The organism is Vibrio penaeicida, assembly GCF_002933855.1.
Classification (GTDB): domain Bacteria; phylum Pseudomonadota; class Gammaproteobacteria; order Enterobacterales; family Vibrionaceae; genus Vibrio; species Vibrio penaeicida_A.
On sequence record NZ_BFAQ01000004.1, the window covers coordinates 48,153 to 63,184 of the forward strand.

Here is a 15,032-nt window from a genome sequence, read left to right on the forward strand (position 1 = left end):
GCATTTAGGAGAAAATAATGACAAGGAAATCAAAAGAGGTATTGGACGAGCATAACCAAGTTCGGGACCGAAGAGGCGAGTGGCGTTCAGGCAATCCGGTATACGAAGAACCGGTTTTTGTATGGCCACCAAAACCCAAAGAATTTGTAAAGTGGTTCTTAGGGATGCCTGGTTATATTTTCCCGTGGAATATTGGTTATGTTGCCCTATCGGTGATTGTGATGATGTATTTCACTCCTGAATTGAGCCGCATGGAAACCTTTTCTGTAGATTGGGTGATAGAAATACTCATCAGGAATATTGTGTTGTTAACCGTGATTGCTGGTGCACTTCATATGTGGTTATACGGTTACAAAAAACAGGGCAGAAAATTCAAATACAACGGTCGGTGGATGGCAAAAAATGATCCATTATTTTTGTTTAACGATCAGGTTCATGACAATATTTTTTGGAGCATTGTTTCAGGCTGCACCATCTGGACGGCTTATGAAGTGATTCTTTGGTGGATGTATGCCAATAGTTTACTGCCTTACATTGATTTTCAATCCAACCCCATCTGGTTTGTGCTTTGGCTGGTTTTAATGCCCGTTTGGCGTCTGTTCCACTTCTATTGGATCCATCGCCTGATTCATTGGGAACCCTTGTATCAGCGCGTGCATTATCTGCATCATAAAAACGTCAACATAGGTCCTTGGTCTGGCATGGCGATGCATCCGGTTGAGCATATTTTGTACTTCAGTTGTATGCTCATTCATTTAATTGTGCCTAGCCATCCATTCCACATGTTGTTTAACGGAATTCATACCGGGGTAACGCCAGCACAAGGGCATTCTGGATTTGATGAAATTGTTTTGGGCGATGAGTTGAGTGTAAAGAATGCGCAGATTATGCATTACATGCACCACCGTTATCACACCGTGAATTTTGGTGAAAGCATCATTCCATTGGACAAGTGGTTTGGCAGTTTCCATAACGGTTCACCTGAAGCAGAAGAATCGTTTCGAAAAGCGAAGCGCCGTTCTCGGGAACCGAGTCCGAATCAATCTGCCGATAGTAAGGATAAGCAATGAGTGTTCCTATAGTCATTATCGGCGCTGGGTATGCAGGTACATCTGCTGCGATATCTGCACGAAAATCAGGTTTTAGTGGCGATATTTTGTTGTATGGAGCTGAGGCAGTTTTACCTTATGAACGGCCGACTTTATCTAAATGGGGCCCGAGCGGCATTGAACAAAAAGCCGTGTTCCCAGAATCCTTTTATGAAGAATATCGTGTTTCTTTGCAGCTTGGCGAGGAGGTGATAGCGATTGATGTTAATGATAAAGCCATTACGACAAGTACTCATCAAACGGTGCACTATCAAAGCTTGATTCTCGCGACTGGGGCGAAACCGAGAACGTTGCCCAATCTTCAAATTAGCCCACGTGTTCATTACCTTAGAACGCTATCTGATGCTCAAAACATGCAGCAAACTTGTGGCTCATCAAAGCACGTATTACTGATTGGCGCTGGGTTTATTGGGTTGGAGTTAGCGGCATCGTTACGAGCCATTGGAGTTCAGATAACCGTGATTGAACGCGCGCCCGAAATTTTGTCTCGATCGATCCCACCTGAAATTGCCAGCGTGCTTTATCGATACCATGTAGAGAATGGCGTGACATTTCACTTGGGAGAAAGCAATAGCACTCTTCAGGTTGGTCAACATAGTGTATCAATCAGCTTGGGAAACGGTGATATCGTAGAGGCTGATCATGCGATTGTCGGTATCGGTTCAATACCCAACACACAACTAGCAGACCAAGCGGGCATTCTATGTGAAGACGGTATTATGGTGGATGAGCAGTTAAAAACATCCGACCCCTATATCTTTGCTGCGGGAGACTGTTGTTGTTATCGCACTCCAATAGGGTCTGCGCTTAGGTTAGAGTCTTGGTTAACCGCGGGGCAGCAAGGCACGGTTGCAGGAGCAAACGCCGCGGGTGAAATACGTATGTATACGGATGTCCCTTACTTTTGGTCTGATCAAAATGAATTTACTCTCCAAGTCGCTGGGTATCCATCATTAGGCACAACGAGCGTTATCAGAGAGTTCAACCACGAAGCGTTGCTTCATTTTTCATTAAGTGATGATGGACGCCTGATGTGCGTTTCAGGAATTGCTAAAGGAAATGCTATCGCGAGAGATGTGCGCATGGCTCAAAAGCTCATTTCAAAAGGGGCTAAGCTAGATGCCTCAGTTTTGGCAGATGCTGATGTAGCGCTAAAATCGTTGCTTAAATAGTAAAGAAATGGGGTAGCTCATGGCTACCCTAACTCTATGTATACCTTGTTATCCTTAACGACAACAGGGTATGTTTTTAGATCAATACAGGCTGGTGCCACGGTCGCAATACCATCACGATAGTCAAACGCACCGAAATGTCTCGGACATTCAATTTCATACTCATCGACTAACCCTTCAGATAGGTGCGCTTCTTCATGTGTGCAAAAGCCCGCAGTTGCGTAAAAATCCCCATCGGGACTTCTGTATATCGCGTACGTTTTATTGTCTAAATCAAACCTTCTTACGCTTTCTAGATCCATGTCTTGTTCATCACAGACATAATATTGCTCTTCCATAGTGCATCCTTGTACTACCAAAAGTTATATTATGGTAATACCATATCTGGATGGAAATCCACCAATGGTTGAGCGGAAACAGGAAGAGTTTCAAGGTTGAAACAATACTAAGCACCTTGATGTCATTTGGGTATGGAGAATATAAAAATGCCAGCATTACGCTGGCACTAAAAGATGGATTTTAAGCAGTAGAGGCTTAATATTCGAAACTTAGTATTCGCAACTTAGTATTCGAAAATACTTGGGTTGTAGCGCATGACCATACCTTTCATCGCTTCATGAATGATCTGTTGGTGTTCTTCACTTACGTGGGCAACGGCTTCTTGCAGCTCGTTGTTGATGATTTTTGAAAGCTCGTCGTGAACTTTTTTGCCTTTTAACGTAAGGAAGATCTTTTTGGCATTTTTATGCGTTGGATCTGGGGTCGAGGCGATGTATTCATTTTTTTCTGCGTGGCGGATTAAGCTGGTCATTGTGCCTTTACTGCGCTGCAGTCTTTCTGCTAACACGCTTGGGCGAAGGCCATCTTCATAATCCAGCTCCATTAACACAAGAAGCTGCTCGACATTGATTTCTTTGTAGAGCTTTTGAATTTCTAATTGAATTCGGTTTTGCATTTGTCGCGTTGCAATCCAGCTAATTCCAGCAGTCGTTTCGTAAGGTTTAGGTTTTTTATTGTCTGCCACTTTGTTGGCCCTCGACTTATTCATATGATCTATTGCAACATCTTAAGCATATCAAGGTTCGAAGTAAAAGGTATTTACTCAGTAAACTATTTTTTTGCGATCGATGAACGTTTGGTTTTATGTGAAATTGCATCCAATTTCAAACCTATTCGGATCAAGTTTATGTAACTGTTTGAATCTTTTGACATCAAAGAATCATATCAACGTCACCTCTTAAAAAATAGGGTCTTTATTCATATTGGTTTTACGTAAGATCTCCATCTAACTGCATTGGCGCATCCTCAACCTTGTTTCAAAATTCAAATTGATTCCACTTCAAGTTAATGAGTATAAACGCAGTTTCATCGATGTGCAGAGCGTTAAATTTGGCCCCTTTGTTTCCGTTTGGAAGATCGCCATCTACACTCAAACTTGGTGGTTTATTGAGCGAGTTCTCATTCGAACAACTCTGAACTGCCGAGATTTCTAACACAGACAAAAAATGTATGTTGTCTTGCGTTATGAAACTAGTTGAGTTATTAAAATTAGAAAACACGAAATAGTATGGAGTTGGTTGTGATTAACAAAAAGTTTTTTAAGACTAAGAATGAGGTTGAAGTGACGTTTGAGCTGGACGAGAAAGAAGCCAGTTCCGTTGCGATTGTTGCGGATTTTCTTGACTGGAAAGCCGAGCCAATGAAGCGCAATAAAAAAGACAAAATCTTTAAGTTCAAAACGCGTTTACCCAAAGACCAAGAATTTGAGTTTCGGTATCTTGTGAATGAATCAAATTGGGTTAATGACGCCAATGCAGACAAGTATGTACCAAACTCATTTGGTCAGGACAATTGCTTGGTTTCGACCAGAGAACGCTCGGTGAAATGATTCCCAGCATAGGTGGTGGAAATCGAGCCTAATAAAGCCCCGAACTGATTCAGCTTCGGGGTTTTAAGTATTCAATCTTTTGTAATAGTTGTGGCGGTGAGAGAGGGCAAGAGAAAAGGTATCCCTGAATTGATGAACACCCCATATCGACTAACTTGCTTAGCTCTAACTCTGTTTCCACACCTTCGGCAATGATGCTGACTTGCAACTGCTTTGCTAACTCCACAATCAATTTGACGATTCGCTCAGACTTCAAATTAGTAAGCATGTTTTGCACAAATGTTTTGTCTATCTTTATACAGTCGATATCGTATCGATGAATGTAGTTCAAACTGGAATAGCCCGTCCCAAAATCATCCAAAGCAATCTTAAAGCCCTGTTCGTGTAACCCTTTCATTGCCAAACGAATATCACCTGATTGAGTCATGAGCACTGTTTCGGTTAATTCAATGGTGAATTCATGAGCGCTAAAGTGGTAGCGCTCTAAACTTTTAGACAGCTGAGTTAGGTATTGCTTGGGTTGAGCGAGCTCTTTTGCCGAGCAGTTCACGCTGAGTTCGATGGAATACCCTAATGCATTTTCGAGAAAGACTTTTGCCTCGCAGGCAAGTTCGAACACTCTTTCACCCAATTTGCTGATCATACCCGTATGCTCTGCGGCTTCGATGAACTCATCAGGGGCGATAATGCCTAACTTAGGGTCGTTCCAGCGAGCCAGCACTTCAAACTTGCGCCATGCTTCCCCGTTTAACAATACGATAGGTTGTAAGGCAACGCTTAGTGCGCTGTTCTCAACGGTTGAACTCAGATCGTGTGTCAGCGCTTCAATTACTTGCGAGCGCCTAAGGTGCATGGCACTCAGGTGGCTATCGTAAAATTGAAGGTCGCACTGCTGGCTTTGTTTACATAGCTTCAAGGCGAGATTGGCTTTAAGTAGTAAGTCGTCGCCATTTTCGGCATCTTCAAAGCTGACGATGCCAATACTAATAGAGAAGTTGAGAACAAACGCTTCGTAGTTGAACCCAGCATTGACCACATCGACGAGCGAGCGGGCGAACGCTTCCACGTTTTCACTGCTGCATATGGCAGCAAATTCGTCCCCACCGATACGATAAATGGTGTCGACTTGATCAAAGCAACGTCGAATAGATTGGGTGGTATGTAACAAAACTCTATCGGCAATGTGCGTACCGTATAAGTCGTTGATCTCCTTAAATCCATCAATATCAATTAACACAAGGCTAGAAGTATTACCTTCATTTACCATCAAATGTTTCAATTGATGCGACAAAGAAAAACGATTATAGAGTTTGGTTAGGTTGTCTCGTTTGGTTTGTTCGCTTAGCTGATTAAGCAAAGTATCCGTTTGTTCAACCAGCCACTTGGCACGCAATTGATGAATAATTATTTTAGAGAACAGTTTATGGTAATGAATGATGGGTTTGGGATCGCCGACTGGGATTTTAAATGTGGATATGAGAATACCCAATGTTTTCCCTTGCTGATTTTTTAGTGGATAACCCAGATAAGATTCGAGCTTGAGATCGACTAAAAAAGGGTCGTTAGGGAAGTGGTTGTACGCTTGTTCAGGATAGAAACAGAACTCTTTGTCGGCCTTAGTGGCTTGTTCACAAGGCGTGTTTTTAATGTCGTACTCCAGATCGCCCATCAGATCGCCTTCTTGAACATAGGCCAAGGTTGCGGCAATGCGATTGATTTCGTTCAATTCGACGATACAAGTACAAAACGAGTTCAGCTTTTTATGGAGCAACATACATGTTTGCTCTAAAAGCTCATTTCCATCAAGTAGGAGTATGGTATTGATGTCACTCATACTGATGGTTGTATCATTGAAGTCCTTTCTTTCCATGATGTGTCAAAACCCAGCATTGACGTGATTACTTATTCATCTGATATGAACATGCAAACCGCACGTTATTTTATAAAATGTGAATATAAAATTCTTATAGAACAGAAGTATAAGATGGAAAAAGTGGCACGAGTAAAAAAAATCCCGATCTGACTCTTTATTGAGAATATTATGAAATAGCGGTCATATTTGACCGCTATTGGTAAAAGGAAAGGTTTTAGAAAAAGCCAAGTGGGTTTACGCTGTAGCTCACGAGCATATTCTTGGTGTTTTGGTAGTGATCGAGCATCATCTTGTGAGTTTCGCGTCCAATGCCGGATTTTTTGTAACCACCAAACGCCGCGTGAGCAGGGTAAGCGTGGTAGCAGTTAATCCATATTCGGCCCGCTTCAATATTTCGACCCATTCGATAAGCTAAGTTAGTGTCGCGAGTCCACACGCCGGCCCCTAGTCCGTATTCTGTGTCATTCGCTATGGCAAGGGCTTCATCTTCATCTTTAAAGGTGGTGATAGCGATGACTGGTCCAAATATTTCTTCTTGGAACACGCGCATTTTATTGTTGCCTTTGAGCATCGTTGGCGTGATGTAATAACCGCTTTCTAAGTCACCTTCCTGGGATAAGCTCTTACCGCCAATCAATACTTCTGCCCCTTCTTGTTTTCCAATTTCCATGTATTTTAGGATTTTTTCAAACTGCTCTAATGACGCTTGTGCACCCACTTGGGTGTCGGTATCAAGAGGGTTGCCTTGCTTAATCGTTTTGGCGCGTTCTGTGGCTTTTTCGATGAACTTGTCGTAAATAGATTCGTGAATCAATACTCGGGATGGGCAGGTACACACTTCTCCTTGGTTGAAGAAAGCGAGCAACATGCCTTCAACGCATTTGTCTAAATATTCGTCTTCGTAATCAAAAACATCAGAAAAATAGATGTTTGGCGATTTTCCGCCTAATTCGACAGTAGAAGGAATCAAGTTGTCTGCCGCGCATTTGAGAATATGATTTCCGACTTCGGTTGATCCTGTGAACGCCAGTTTGGCGATACGGTTACTGGTGGCGAGGGCTTGTCCTGCTTCAGATCCAAACCCGTTTACTACGTTGATCACACCTGGTGGAATCAAATCGCCAATCACTTCCATTAAAAGCAATATTGATGTGGGTGTTTGTTCCGCGGGTTTAAGCACAACACAACAACCAGCCGCCATTGCAGGAGCCAGTTTCCAAGCGGCCATGAGCATTGGGAAATTCCACGGAATGATTTGCCCTACCACACCAATAGGTTCTGGAAAGTGGTAACTTGCGGTGTCTTTATCCAACTCAGCTGACGTTCCTTCTTGCGCACGAATGCACCCTGCAAAGTAGCGGAAGTGGTCGACGACTAAGGGTAAGTCAGCATTTAAAGTTTCACGCACGGGTTTGCCATTTTCCCATGTTTCTGCGACGGCTAATGCTTCTAGGTTTTCTTCAATACGATCAGCAATCTTCAGCAAAATATTGGATCGTTCCGTCACGCTGGTATTTGCCCATTGCGCGCGGACTTGGTGCGCAGCATCTAACGCTAATTCGATGTCTTCAGCAGTTGAGCGTGCGACCTGACAGTAGGGCTTCCCGTTTACTGGGGAAATATTATCGAAGTATTCGTTCTGAGTGGGTTTGATCCACTTTCCACCAATGTAGTTGTCATACCGTTCTTTAAACTGGACCACCGATCCTTCTTTTCCGGGTTGAGCGTAGATCATTGTTCTATTCCTTTTTTATTAGGTTTATCTCAGCATTAAGTCGAAATATGAGAAGCGTATCTTGGTGTTTAAATCGCAAGGTTTACGCCAATCCAGAAAAGTTTGTTGTTAATGAAATGTAACGTTATGATTGTTAAGTGGTTAACATTTAGGCGTGGGCAAGCAGCAAATAAGGGTTCCCTCCTGAGGCATTGCTGAACTGTCACACTTTGGAACACAGGTACTGTCTCAATATGGAGCAGTTGTCATGCACGACTCTATAAAAAATATTCCTAGTTCAAATTGGTTGGTGGAATCTTGGAAGCGAAGCGAATCTGCTGGTCTTGTTACAACCAAAAAACCTCAGCACATCCGATTGGATGGTGCGCAGTTATCAGATAAAAAATACCGTGCTAGGCAGCTAATCAATGCGGTTGAGACAGTCGCGTATCCGCTGTTTCAGCAAGTGTTTCAGGGAACGGATAGCCGCCTAATTTTGACCGACCAAGAAGGCGTGATTGTCGGGTCTTGGGGGCAAATGAGTTTTCAAGACAGGCTACACAATATTGCGCTGGAATTGGGAGTGTGTTGGCAGGAGCGCTTAAAAGGTACTAACGCCATTGGCACAGCCATTACTGAAAACCGAACCATTTCTGTGATTGGTGGTGAGCACTTTATACGCCAACATCGCTTTATTAGCTGCACGGCAACCCCTATTTTATCAGGGATTGGTGAGGTGCTTGGGGTGCTGGATATCACCAGCGAACAAGCGGTGCACGGGCAAGATACTCAGGTTTTGCTGCGTAACATGGGTCAATTAGCTGAGAATTGGTTGTTGAACAATATGCAAGATTCCCGTATTCGGCTTGAATTTGCGATGAGTGAATCTTTATTGAACACGGGCTGGCAAGGTGTTGTTATCGCAGACGATAGCGGGGTAGTGATTGCTCACAATCAGTTTGCTAGTCGCATGCTGCAATCCAATGAGATCGTCGGGTTGCCGTTGGAAGGATTACTTAATAGTGACGCGTTTTCAGATGATGTGAACCCTATGGTTTTTCGTACGGAGAACATCACTCTTGATGCCGTACCTTTCAAAGCGCTCGGTGCTCAAGTTGTCGATTCAAAGCCTTCTGCGTCTAGCCTCAAATCACTCACTGTAAATGGCGCTGCTAGCCAAAAGAAACCAGGCTTTCATTTGCACTTTGGCGACGATGCCATGGCAAAGATTTGGCAACAAGCGAGTAAGCTCATAGATAAAGACATCAGTCTTCTTATCCACGGAGAAACGGGGACAGGTAAAGGTGAATTGGTTAAGGCGCTTCATCAACACAGCTTCCGCTCCCATCAACCGTTGGTGGCTGTGAATTGCGGTGCAATACCCAATGAGTTAATCGAATCCGAGTTGTTTGGATATGAAGCAGGTGCGTTTACCGGATCAAACCCCAAAGGGGCGATGGGCAAGGTGAGAGCTGCTGATAAAGGCATACTGTTTTTGGATGAAATTGCCGATATGTCACTCGGTGCTCAGTGTCGGCTTTTACACGTTTTACAAGATAGTGAAGTGATGCCTGTTGGTGCGACAAAAGCCGTGCCTGTCGATGTTCGAATTGTGGCTGCCACTCACAAAGACTTGCCAACCATGATTTCGAAAGGTGAATTTCGACAAGATCTTTACTATCGATTGAATGGACTCATCCTCAATATTCCACCATTGCGAAACAGACAAGACAGAACCGAGTTAATTCAGCGCATTCATCAAAACTATTCTGAAGGCGAGCAAGTCTTGTCTGCTAAGTTGCTGGCGTTTTTGGACGGTTATTCTTGGCCGGGCAATTTACGTGAGTTAGACAATGTGTTGAAAGTCGCAACCTTGCTTTCGGAGGAAGCTGCTGAATTGCGGGTTTCCCATTTGCCTGAACACTTAGTTAACACGCTTAACTCTAGCAAACCAGATGTGCATTTTAATCCAGAAGGAACACTGAGCGAGCTCGCCGATGCCAAGCTCTTAAATGTGTATGCAGAACAAGGTGAGAACGTGAGTCGGACAGCGAAAAAGCTGGGTATCAGCCGACAAACGTTGTATCGAAAACTCAAGCGACTAGGTCACGTATAGCAACCAGTTTGCTAGCAGCTATTGGTTCGCTAACAACTATTGGTTTACTAACAATTATGAGTTTTCTGGTAACGAGCCGCTTTCCGATAACGAGCTGCTTTCTGATATGCGCTAGTGCCCTTTCTCCTGTTCAAGTCTTTGCTTTAGGTGCTGAATAAAAAGCTGCGTGCGGGTGTGTTCGTAATCGAGTTTAGGGTAGTAGGCATATATGGTGGTGGTTTCGGTTTTTAAGCCAGGTAGCACTTGCACTACTTCGCCAGAATCCAGCATATCTCGAATCATCATTTTGCTGGAAATCAGGATTCCCATACCCACTTTAACGGCATGGTATAAGGCTTCAGGATTGGTGGTGGCGAAATTACCTTTGAAGGTGACTTTTTTCTTATTTTCAAAGAAAAACTCTCGCTCCAATTGTTCTCCCCAGATCAGCATATTGTGGTCTTTTAAATCCTCGACTTGTTCTGGTGTGCCAAATTGCTCCAAGTAATGGGGCGAGGCAAAGAACTCAAATGGGTATTCAAACAGCGGAGTGGCAATGAAGCTGAGTGAGTTCATTTGCTCAAGTTCTCGGCTGATGTATACATCGAGATCCAGCTCAGGTAACTGGCCGGGTACGGTTGTGGTCAGTTGAACTTTGATGTCTGGGTACTTGGTGAGGAAGTCATCCAAATATCGAACAATAAATCGCGAACCAACCGCGACAGTTGCCCCAATTTTTAACCGACCCACCGGCGCTTGGGTAACGGAACGGGTTTCATCAACGATGGATTGCCATTGTTCCATTTGGGACACCGAGCGTTCAAAAAATAGCGCCCCCGCTTCCGTTAAACTGATGGAACGCGTGGTGCGCTTGAGCAGTTGTGCACCAACACGATCTTCAAGCCATAGTACGCGCTTACTAATGGCTGAGCTGGTGGTATTTAATCGCCTAGCAGCGCCATTAAAACTGCCTTCTTCGACGACTCTTATGTAGCTTTTTACGCATTGCATCCAGTCCATAGCTCACTCACATTAATTCCTAGTAGGACGTAATCACTTTCCTAGATACCTGATTATCATTCATTGATAACAAAGTAAACTGTTTATGTTTTCACCTCCGATCCCTAGTTGGATTAGAAATTGCCTTTGGATACTTTTAAATTGCCCAGTTCTATTGGTCTAGAGCAATTCATTTAGATCTATCCATCAAGAACCATCCATTTAGGTCAGTCCGCCTAGCGTTATTTAGCTAGGGTAACTTGCGCGACGCTTAATACGAGTATCCAAAATCAAAGCGAGTAATCAAAATATAATGAGAAAAGAGACGTTCAGTAAACTCCCACTTATGCTTGCGATGATGGTGATCGCAACAGGTCAAGTTGGTGTCAGTATCTACTTGCCCGCACTGCCAGAGATGAGCCAGCAATTCGCAGATTCGCCGCTCGATATTCAATGGTTGGTGACGATCTATATGGTTGGTCTTGGTGCGGCGCAATTAGTGTATGGCCCTGTGGCTGACTCATTGGGAAGACGTCCTATTTTTATATTTGGCCAGGGTTTATACCTTGTAGGCACGGTGATCTGCGTGTTTTTGCAGCACGATCTAAGCTGGATTGTGTTTGGACGTTTATTGCAAGGGCTTGGAGCTGGCAGTACAGCGGTGATTGCAAACAGCATTCTCAGAGACTGCTACAGTGGTAATCGACTCGCCAAAGCACTTTCTTATGTCTCGATAATGGCGTCTGTTATGCCAATGGTATCGCCCGTTTTAGGTGGGTGGCTAACGTGGCAGTTTGGTTGGGATTCGGTCTTCATGTTTGTTTTTGTCTACGTCGCGTTTATTTACATTACGGGGCTTTTGATATTGCCAGAGACACTGCCTTACCCTCCCAAAATGCCCCAGCTGTATACGGCATTTAGATCGTATGCTGAGCTCATTAAAACCCCTCAAGTCCTTGCAACCACGACTTACGGGTGGGTTAACTTCTTAATGATCATGATGTCGTTATCGGTTATGCCTTACTTAGTGCAAGAGCAATTATCAATCAGCGCGGCGCATTATGGTGTCATTATGATTGTGCCCTCTTTTGGGTTGATGATTGGTAGTGTGCTGCAAAACATGTTTAATCGCCGATTAGAACCCAAGACCTTACTAGGAACAGGCTTGGTGATGGCCTTGGGAGCGGCTTTGTGGATGTATTTTGCACCTGTGAGTGTCTTTCATTTAGTGGGGGCGTTAACCGGGTTAGCGATTGCTCAAGGGTTGATGTTCCCAGTCATCAGTCGAATGCTATTAGAACCTCACAAAGATAAGGCAGGCACTGTCACGGCATTGTCTGGCTCGCTACAAATGCTGATTACAGGTGTGTTTGGAGGTGTCGTTGCATCGATGATTACGTCTAAAGAGTTACTTGGGACATTCTTATTAGTGGGGACGCTGAGTTTATTGGTGCTATATGTATTGCAATTGCGATGTAAACATTTATACCCAAGTAACCTCAAGATGCAGGATTCAGAGCCTCATAGTCTGTTCCAGTTCAAGGAGAAGGACGCAGTGGAATGACGAGTCCTTTCCAAGTTCTTTGACGATGACATGGGACAGAATATGGGCTCCCAAGGGCGAGTTTAACTGGCTTTCATACTGCGTTACCGATTATTGATTTAGAACGACTAGATCTTCAAATCGGTGCCTTGTCTGAAAGACAGTTAACTCTCGCTGAACCAAGCATCTTGAGGTCACTTGGGTATATATATAGAAATAACGACAAATAAGGCGTTATCTAACTAGCTCATATTTATATAATTAATGTGTGCTGTTCTTAGTTTTATAATTGTAATTAATCTGTGACTTCAAGTGTTTCAATTCTGTGATGTAACGCTAGTTGTGATGTTGTGCCAAAAATTTGCTTTGAATCGCGATTTATTCATTTCATCGACCGAAAAACGTGGAATTAGTAACATGTAGCTCTCCACCGTGTTGCATACGAATTACCCTCTCGTTAACGTTAGGTATAAACATAATAAAATACGGTTAGCTGGGTGACATTTTGGATAAACACGCATTATTAAGAGTTGTCTCTTCAGCTCGTGATCCTAAAGTGATCGCAGAAGAATTATTCAATTTCCTATCCGAACATTTCTCCCCCCATGCGATGTATTTTGTCCAAGCTCCTTCAACCGATAATCAACCCAAGCCTGGGTTTTCAAAAGGAGAGTTTGTCGCCCCTTCAAGTTTTCCCTCTTCGTTTTGGGCGTGGGCAGCGCAATTTGATACATCCGATGGCTTAATCCCTTTAGAAATTAATACCTGTTCGTGGAACTACAAAGAAACCCTGAATGGAGAGTGCTTTCTGATGATGTTTGATAATCATCCAGAGTGGCGCACTTACCTGTTTGTTGAAGCGGTTGACCCCGAAAAATACCAAACCAACACAACCAAAGAGTTCCTTGATATTTTGAACATCACTGCCGCTCGTTGGCAGTGTTTAAGAGCGGAGCGAAACGCATCACTGGAATTTAAGAACCGTGACATGCGTGAAGCGAAATACCTAGACGAGATTCGCCAGCGTGAAACCTTCATCCAAAAAATGAAACTGGTGCAGCAAGTGGCGCTAGAGCTCTCAAACCCCGCGTCTCTGGACGACTTATATAAAGGGGCGGTTGAAGCCATTCGCGATCGCTTGGGGTTTGATCGCAGTGTTTTTATGTTGTTGGATATGAAAAAGCGCTGTTTTACCAGCACTTATGGCACCACCGAGCAAGGCGAAACGCAAGAGGAGCACCAATCTGTATACGATCTCCATCAGCTGGAAGATGACTATATCGAGGCCTTACATAACCATGAAGAGTCTTTGGTGATCATGGAAAATGCACCACTTTATACGACGGGGAGTGTGGTCGGGCAGGGGTGGAATGGCATGCTCATTTTAAGAGATGAAAATGAGCCGATTGGTTGGATAGCGATTGATAATTACATTCACCGTGATCCTATTACGGCTTATCAAAAAGAGATGCTGAAGTCTTTTGGCTCTCTGCTTTCTCAGATCTACATACGGAAGAAACAAGAACAGAATATTCGCTTGCTTCACTCGAGTATGGTGGCGTTATCTCGATGTACCACTGTAAACGAGGTGTGTAAATCCGCAGTGGAATTTGCCATCAATAACCTCGGTATTGATCGGATGGCGGTCTTTTTGACCGACCCAGATCTCACCCACCTTCGAGGTACATGGGGAACCGATATTCAAGGAAATGTGGTGGATGAAAGCTACTACGAGACTAAAATGCAGCGCGACAGACCCCTCGTCTCGACTGCTATCAATAAGCCTAATACGCTTTCACTGGAAGAGTCTGTACCCATTTACCACGACAAGCGAATCGTCGGTTTTGGTTGGACAGCCATGACCATGCTAAAAAGCAGCTCAGAAGGACCCATTGCGTTTCTTGCTGCCGATAACTTATTAACCCGCAAACCCATGACAAGCCAACTTCAAGAAATGATGTTGTTGTTTGCCTCTAACCTTGCTGAAGTTTTGCAGCGCACCCGAGCGCAAGAAGACATTCGAACTCTGAACGAAAACTTAGAGCAGCAAGTGCGAAACCGAACTCTAGAGCTGGAGCTTGCAAACCAGCAGCTTGAAGCCTTGTCGAGCATAGACCCACTCACGCGTCTTGGTAACCGAAGGCAGTTGAGCAAGCACATGAATGATATTGCCAACCGCAAAGCCGGCACGCCACAAAGTATTGGTTTAATATTGCTCGATATTGACCACTTTGGCTTGTTTAATCAGGAGTACGGGCACTTAGAAGGGGATATTGCCCTGATTCGGCTTGGGAATATCCTAAGTAATTTTTGCGACAGCAATGATGAAACGTTTTGTCGTATTGGCGGTGAAGAATTTGCCTTGCTGCTTTCGGACACCACCGAAAGCAAAACACGCAAAATAGCCGAGAAAATTCGAAAATGCATCGAAACAGACGGCATCCCACATGCGAAAAACGACAGCTCATCCGTATTAACGGTTTCAATTGGTTATCTAACTGAGTCGGTTTTGCCATCCAATTTCGACTTTGACTCCATGTATTCCAAAGCGGATAAAGCACTGTATCAAGCAAAAGATCTAGGGCGAAACCGCATTGTGAATGCTTCGGATGTTGCCATTGTGATTTAGTCTCTATCCA

The 15,032-nt window shown here is 43.9% G+C and carries 11 protein-coding genes; 6 read left to right on the plus strand and 5 right to left on the minus strand.

Annotated elements, in window-relative coordinates; all coding sequences use genetic code 11:
- Positions 1 to 17: 17 nt before the first annotated feature.
- Together VPNCDNU1_RS00515 and VPNCDNU1_RS00520 are read left to right on the plus strand one after the other, a co-directional pair.
- A complete protein-coding gene (locus VPNCDNU1_RS00515; protein WP_104398540.1) occupies positions 18 to 1,070 on the plus strand; it encodes a sterol desaturase family protein in 1,053 nt (350 codons plus the stop codon).
- Complete coding sequence (locus VPNCDNU1_RS00520) at positions 1,067 to 2,281, plus strand: NAD(P)/FAD-dependent oxidoreductase (protein WP_104398541.1); 1,215 nt, start codon at positions 1,067 to 1,069, stop codon at positions 2,279 to 2,281. Before VPNCDNU1_RS00515 ends, VPNCDNU1_RS00520 begins: the two co-directional genes overlap by 4 nt.
- A gap of 23 nt (positions 2,282 to 2,304) precedes the next feature.
- On the opposite strand, the gene VPNCDNU1_RS00525 is transcribed toward VPNCDNU1_RS00520, so the two are convergent.
- Positions 2,305 to 2,619, minus strand: a complete 315-nt coding sequence (locus tag VPNCDNU1_RS00525; RefSeq protein WP_104398542.1) for a Rieske 2Fe-2S domain-containing protein — start codon at positions 2,617 to 2,619, stop codon at positions 2,305 to 2,307.
- A gap of 224 nt (positions 2,620 to 2,843) precedes the next feature.
- Positions 2,844 to 3,329, minus strand: a complete 486-nt coding sequence (locus VPNCDNU1_RS00530) for a MarR family winged helix-turn-helix transcriptional regulator (RefSeq protein ID WP_104398543.1) — start codon at positions 3,327 to 3,329, stop codon at positions 2,844 to 2,846.
- A 531-nt stretch (positions 3,330 to 3,860) separates the two neighbouring features.
- Between VPNCDNU1_RS00530 and VPNCDNU1_RS00535 the strand changes: the two genes are divergently transcribed.
- On the plus strand, positions 3,861 to 4,169 hold the full coding sequence (locus VPNCDNU1_RS00535) for an isoamylase early set domain-containing protein (RefSeq protein ID WP_104398555.1): 309 nt from the start codon (positions 3,861 to 3,863) through the stop codon (positions 4,167 to 4,169).
- Between the two features lie 49 nt (positions 4,170 to 4,218).
- Here the strand turns inward: VPNCDNU1_RS00535 and VPNCDNU1_RS00540 are convergent, their stop codons facing one another.
- Both VPNCDNU1_RS00540 and exaC read right to left on the minus strand, forming a co-directional pair.
- Entirely contained in the window at positions 4,219 to 6,039 is a 1,821-nt protein-coding gene (locus tag VPNCDNU1_RS00540; protein WP_104398544.1) for a putative bifunctional diguanylate cyclase/phosphodiesterase, read from the minus strand.
- 217 nt (positions 6,040 to 6,256) lie between these two features.
- Positions 6,257 to 7,777, minus strand: coding sequence for an acetaldehyde dehydrogenase ExaC (exaC, locus tag VPNCDNU1_RS00545; RefSeq protein WP_104398545.1), 1,521 nt, complete (start codon positions 7,775 to 7,777; stop codon positions 6,257 to 6,259).
- A gap of 247 nt (positions 7,778 to 8,024) precedes the next feature.
- Between exaC and VPNCDNU1_RS00550 the strand changes: the two genes are divergently transcribed.
- Positions 8,025 to 9,872, plus strand: a complete 1,848-nt coding sequence (locus VPNCDNU1_RS00550) for a sigma-54-dependent Fis family transcriptional regulator (RefSeq protein WP_104398546.1) — start codon at positions 8,025 to 8,027, stop codon at positions 9,870 to 9,872.
- A gap of 111 nt (positions 9,873 to 9,983) precedes the next feature.
- On the opposite strand, the gene VPNCDNU1_RS00555 is transcribed toward VPNCDNU1_RS00550, so the two are convergent.
- Complete coding sequence (locus VPNCDNU1_RS00555) at positions 9,984 to 10,871, minus strand: LysR family transcriptional regulator (protein ID WP_104398547.1); 888 nt, start codon at positions 10,869 to 10,871, stop codon at positions 9,984 to 9,986.
- 292 nt (positions 10,872 to 11,163) lie between these two features.
- Between VPNCDNU1_RS00555 and VPNCDNU1_RS00560 the strand changes: the two genes are divergently transcribed.
- Both VPNCDNU1_RS00560 and VPNCDNU1_RS00565 read left to right on the plus strand, forming a co-directional pair.
- The gene (locus tag VPNCDNU1_RS00560; RefSeq protein ID WP_104398548.1) at positions 11,164 to 12,414 is read left to right on the plus strand and encodes a multidrug effflux MFS transporter; all 1,251 of its coding nucleotides are present in this window, start codon (positions 11,164 to 11,166) and stop codon (positions 12,412 to 12,414) included.
- A gap of 484 nt (positions 12,415 to 12,898) precedes the next feature.
- Positions 12,899 to 15,022, plus strand: a complete 2,124-nt coding sequence (locus VPNCDNU1_RS00565) for a sensor domain-containing diguanylate cyclase (RefSeq protein ID WP_104398549.1) — start codon at positions 12,899 to 12,901, stop codon at positions 15,020 to 15,022.
- The last annotated feature ends 10 nt before the right edge of the window (positions 15,023 to 15,032 follow it).

What these genes read in the sequence shown, in the direction of transcription:
- VPNCDNU1_RS00515 (WP_104398540.1), top strand. Translation starts at nt 18, where the DNA reads ATGACAAGGAAATCAAAAGAGGTATTGGACGAGCATAACCAAGTTCGG.
- VPNCDNU1_RS00520 (WP_104398541.1), top strand. Translation starts at nt 1,067, where the DNA reads ATGAGTGTTCCTATAGTCATTATCGGCGCTGGGTATGCAGGTACATCT.
- VPNCDNU1_RS00525 (WP_104398542.1), bottom strand. Translation starts at nt 2,619, where the DNA reads ATGGAAGAGCAATATTATGTCTGTGATGAACAAGACATGGATCTAGAA.
- VPNCDNU1_RS00530 (WP_104398543.1), bottom strand. Translation starts at nt 3,329, where the DNA reads ATGAATAAGTCGAGGGCCAACAAAGTGGCAGACAATAAAAAACCTAAA.
- VPNCDNU1_RS00540 (WP_104398544.1), bottom strand. Translation starts at nt 6,039, where the DNA reads ATGGAAAGAAAGGACTTCAATGATACAACCATCAGTATGAGTGACATC.
- exaC (WP_104398545.1), bottom strand. Translation starts at nt 7,777, where the DNA reads ATGATCTACGCTCAACCCGGAAAAGAAGGATCGGTGGTCCAGTTTAAA.
- VPNCDNU1_RS00550 (WP_104398546.1), top strand. Translation starts at nt 8,025, where the DNA reads ATGCACGACTCTATAAAAAATATTCCTAGTTCAAATTGGTTGGTGGAA.
- VPNCDNU1_RS00555 (WP_104398547.1), bottom strand. Translation starts at nt 10,871, where the DNA reads ATGGACTGGATGCAATGCGTAAAAAGCTACATAAGAGTCGTCGAAGAA.
- VPNCDNU1_RS00560 (WP_104398548.1), top strand. Translation starts at nt 11,164, where the DNA reads ATGAGAAAAGAGACGTTCAGTAAACTCCCACTTATGCTTGCGATGATG.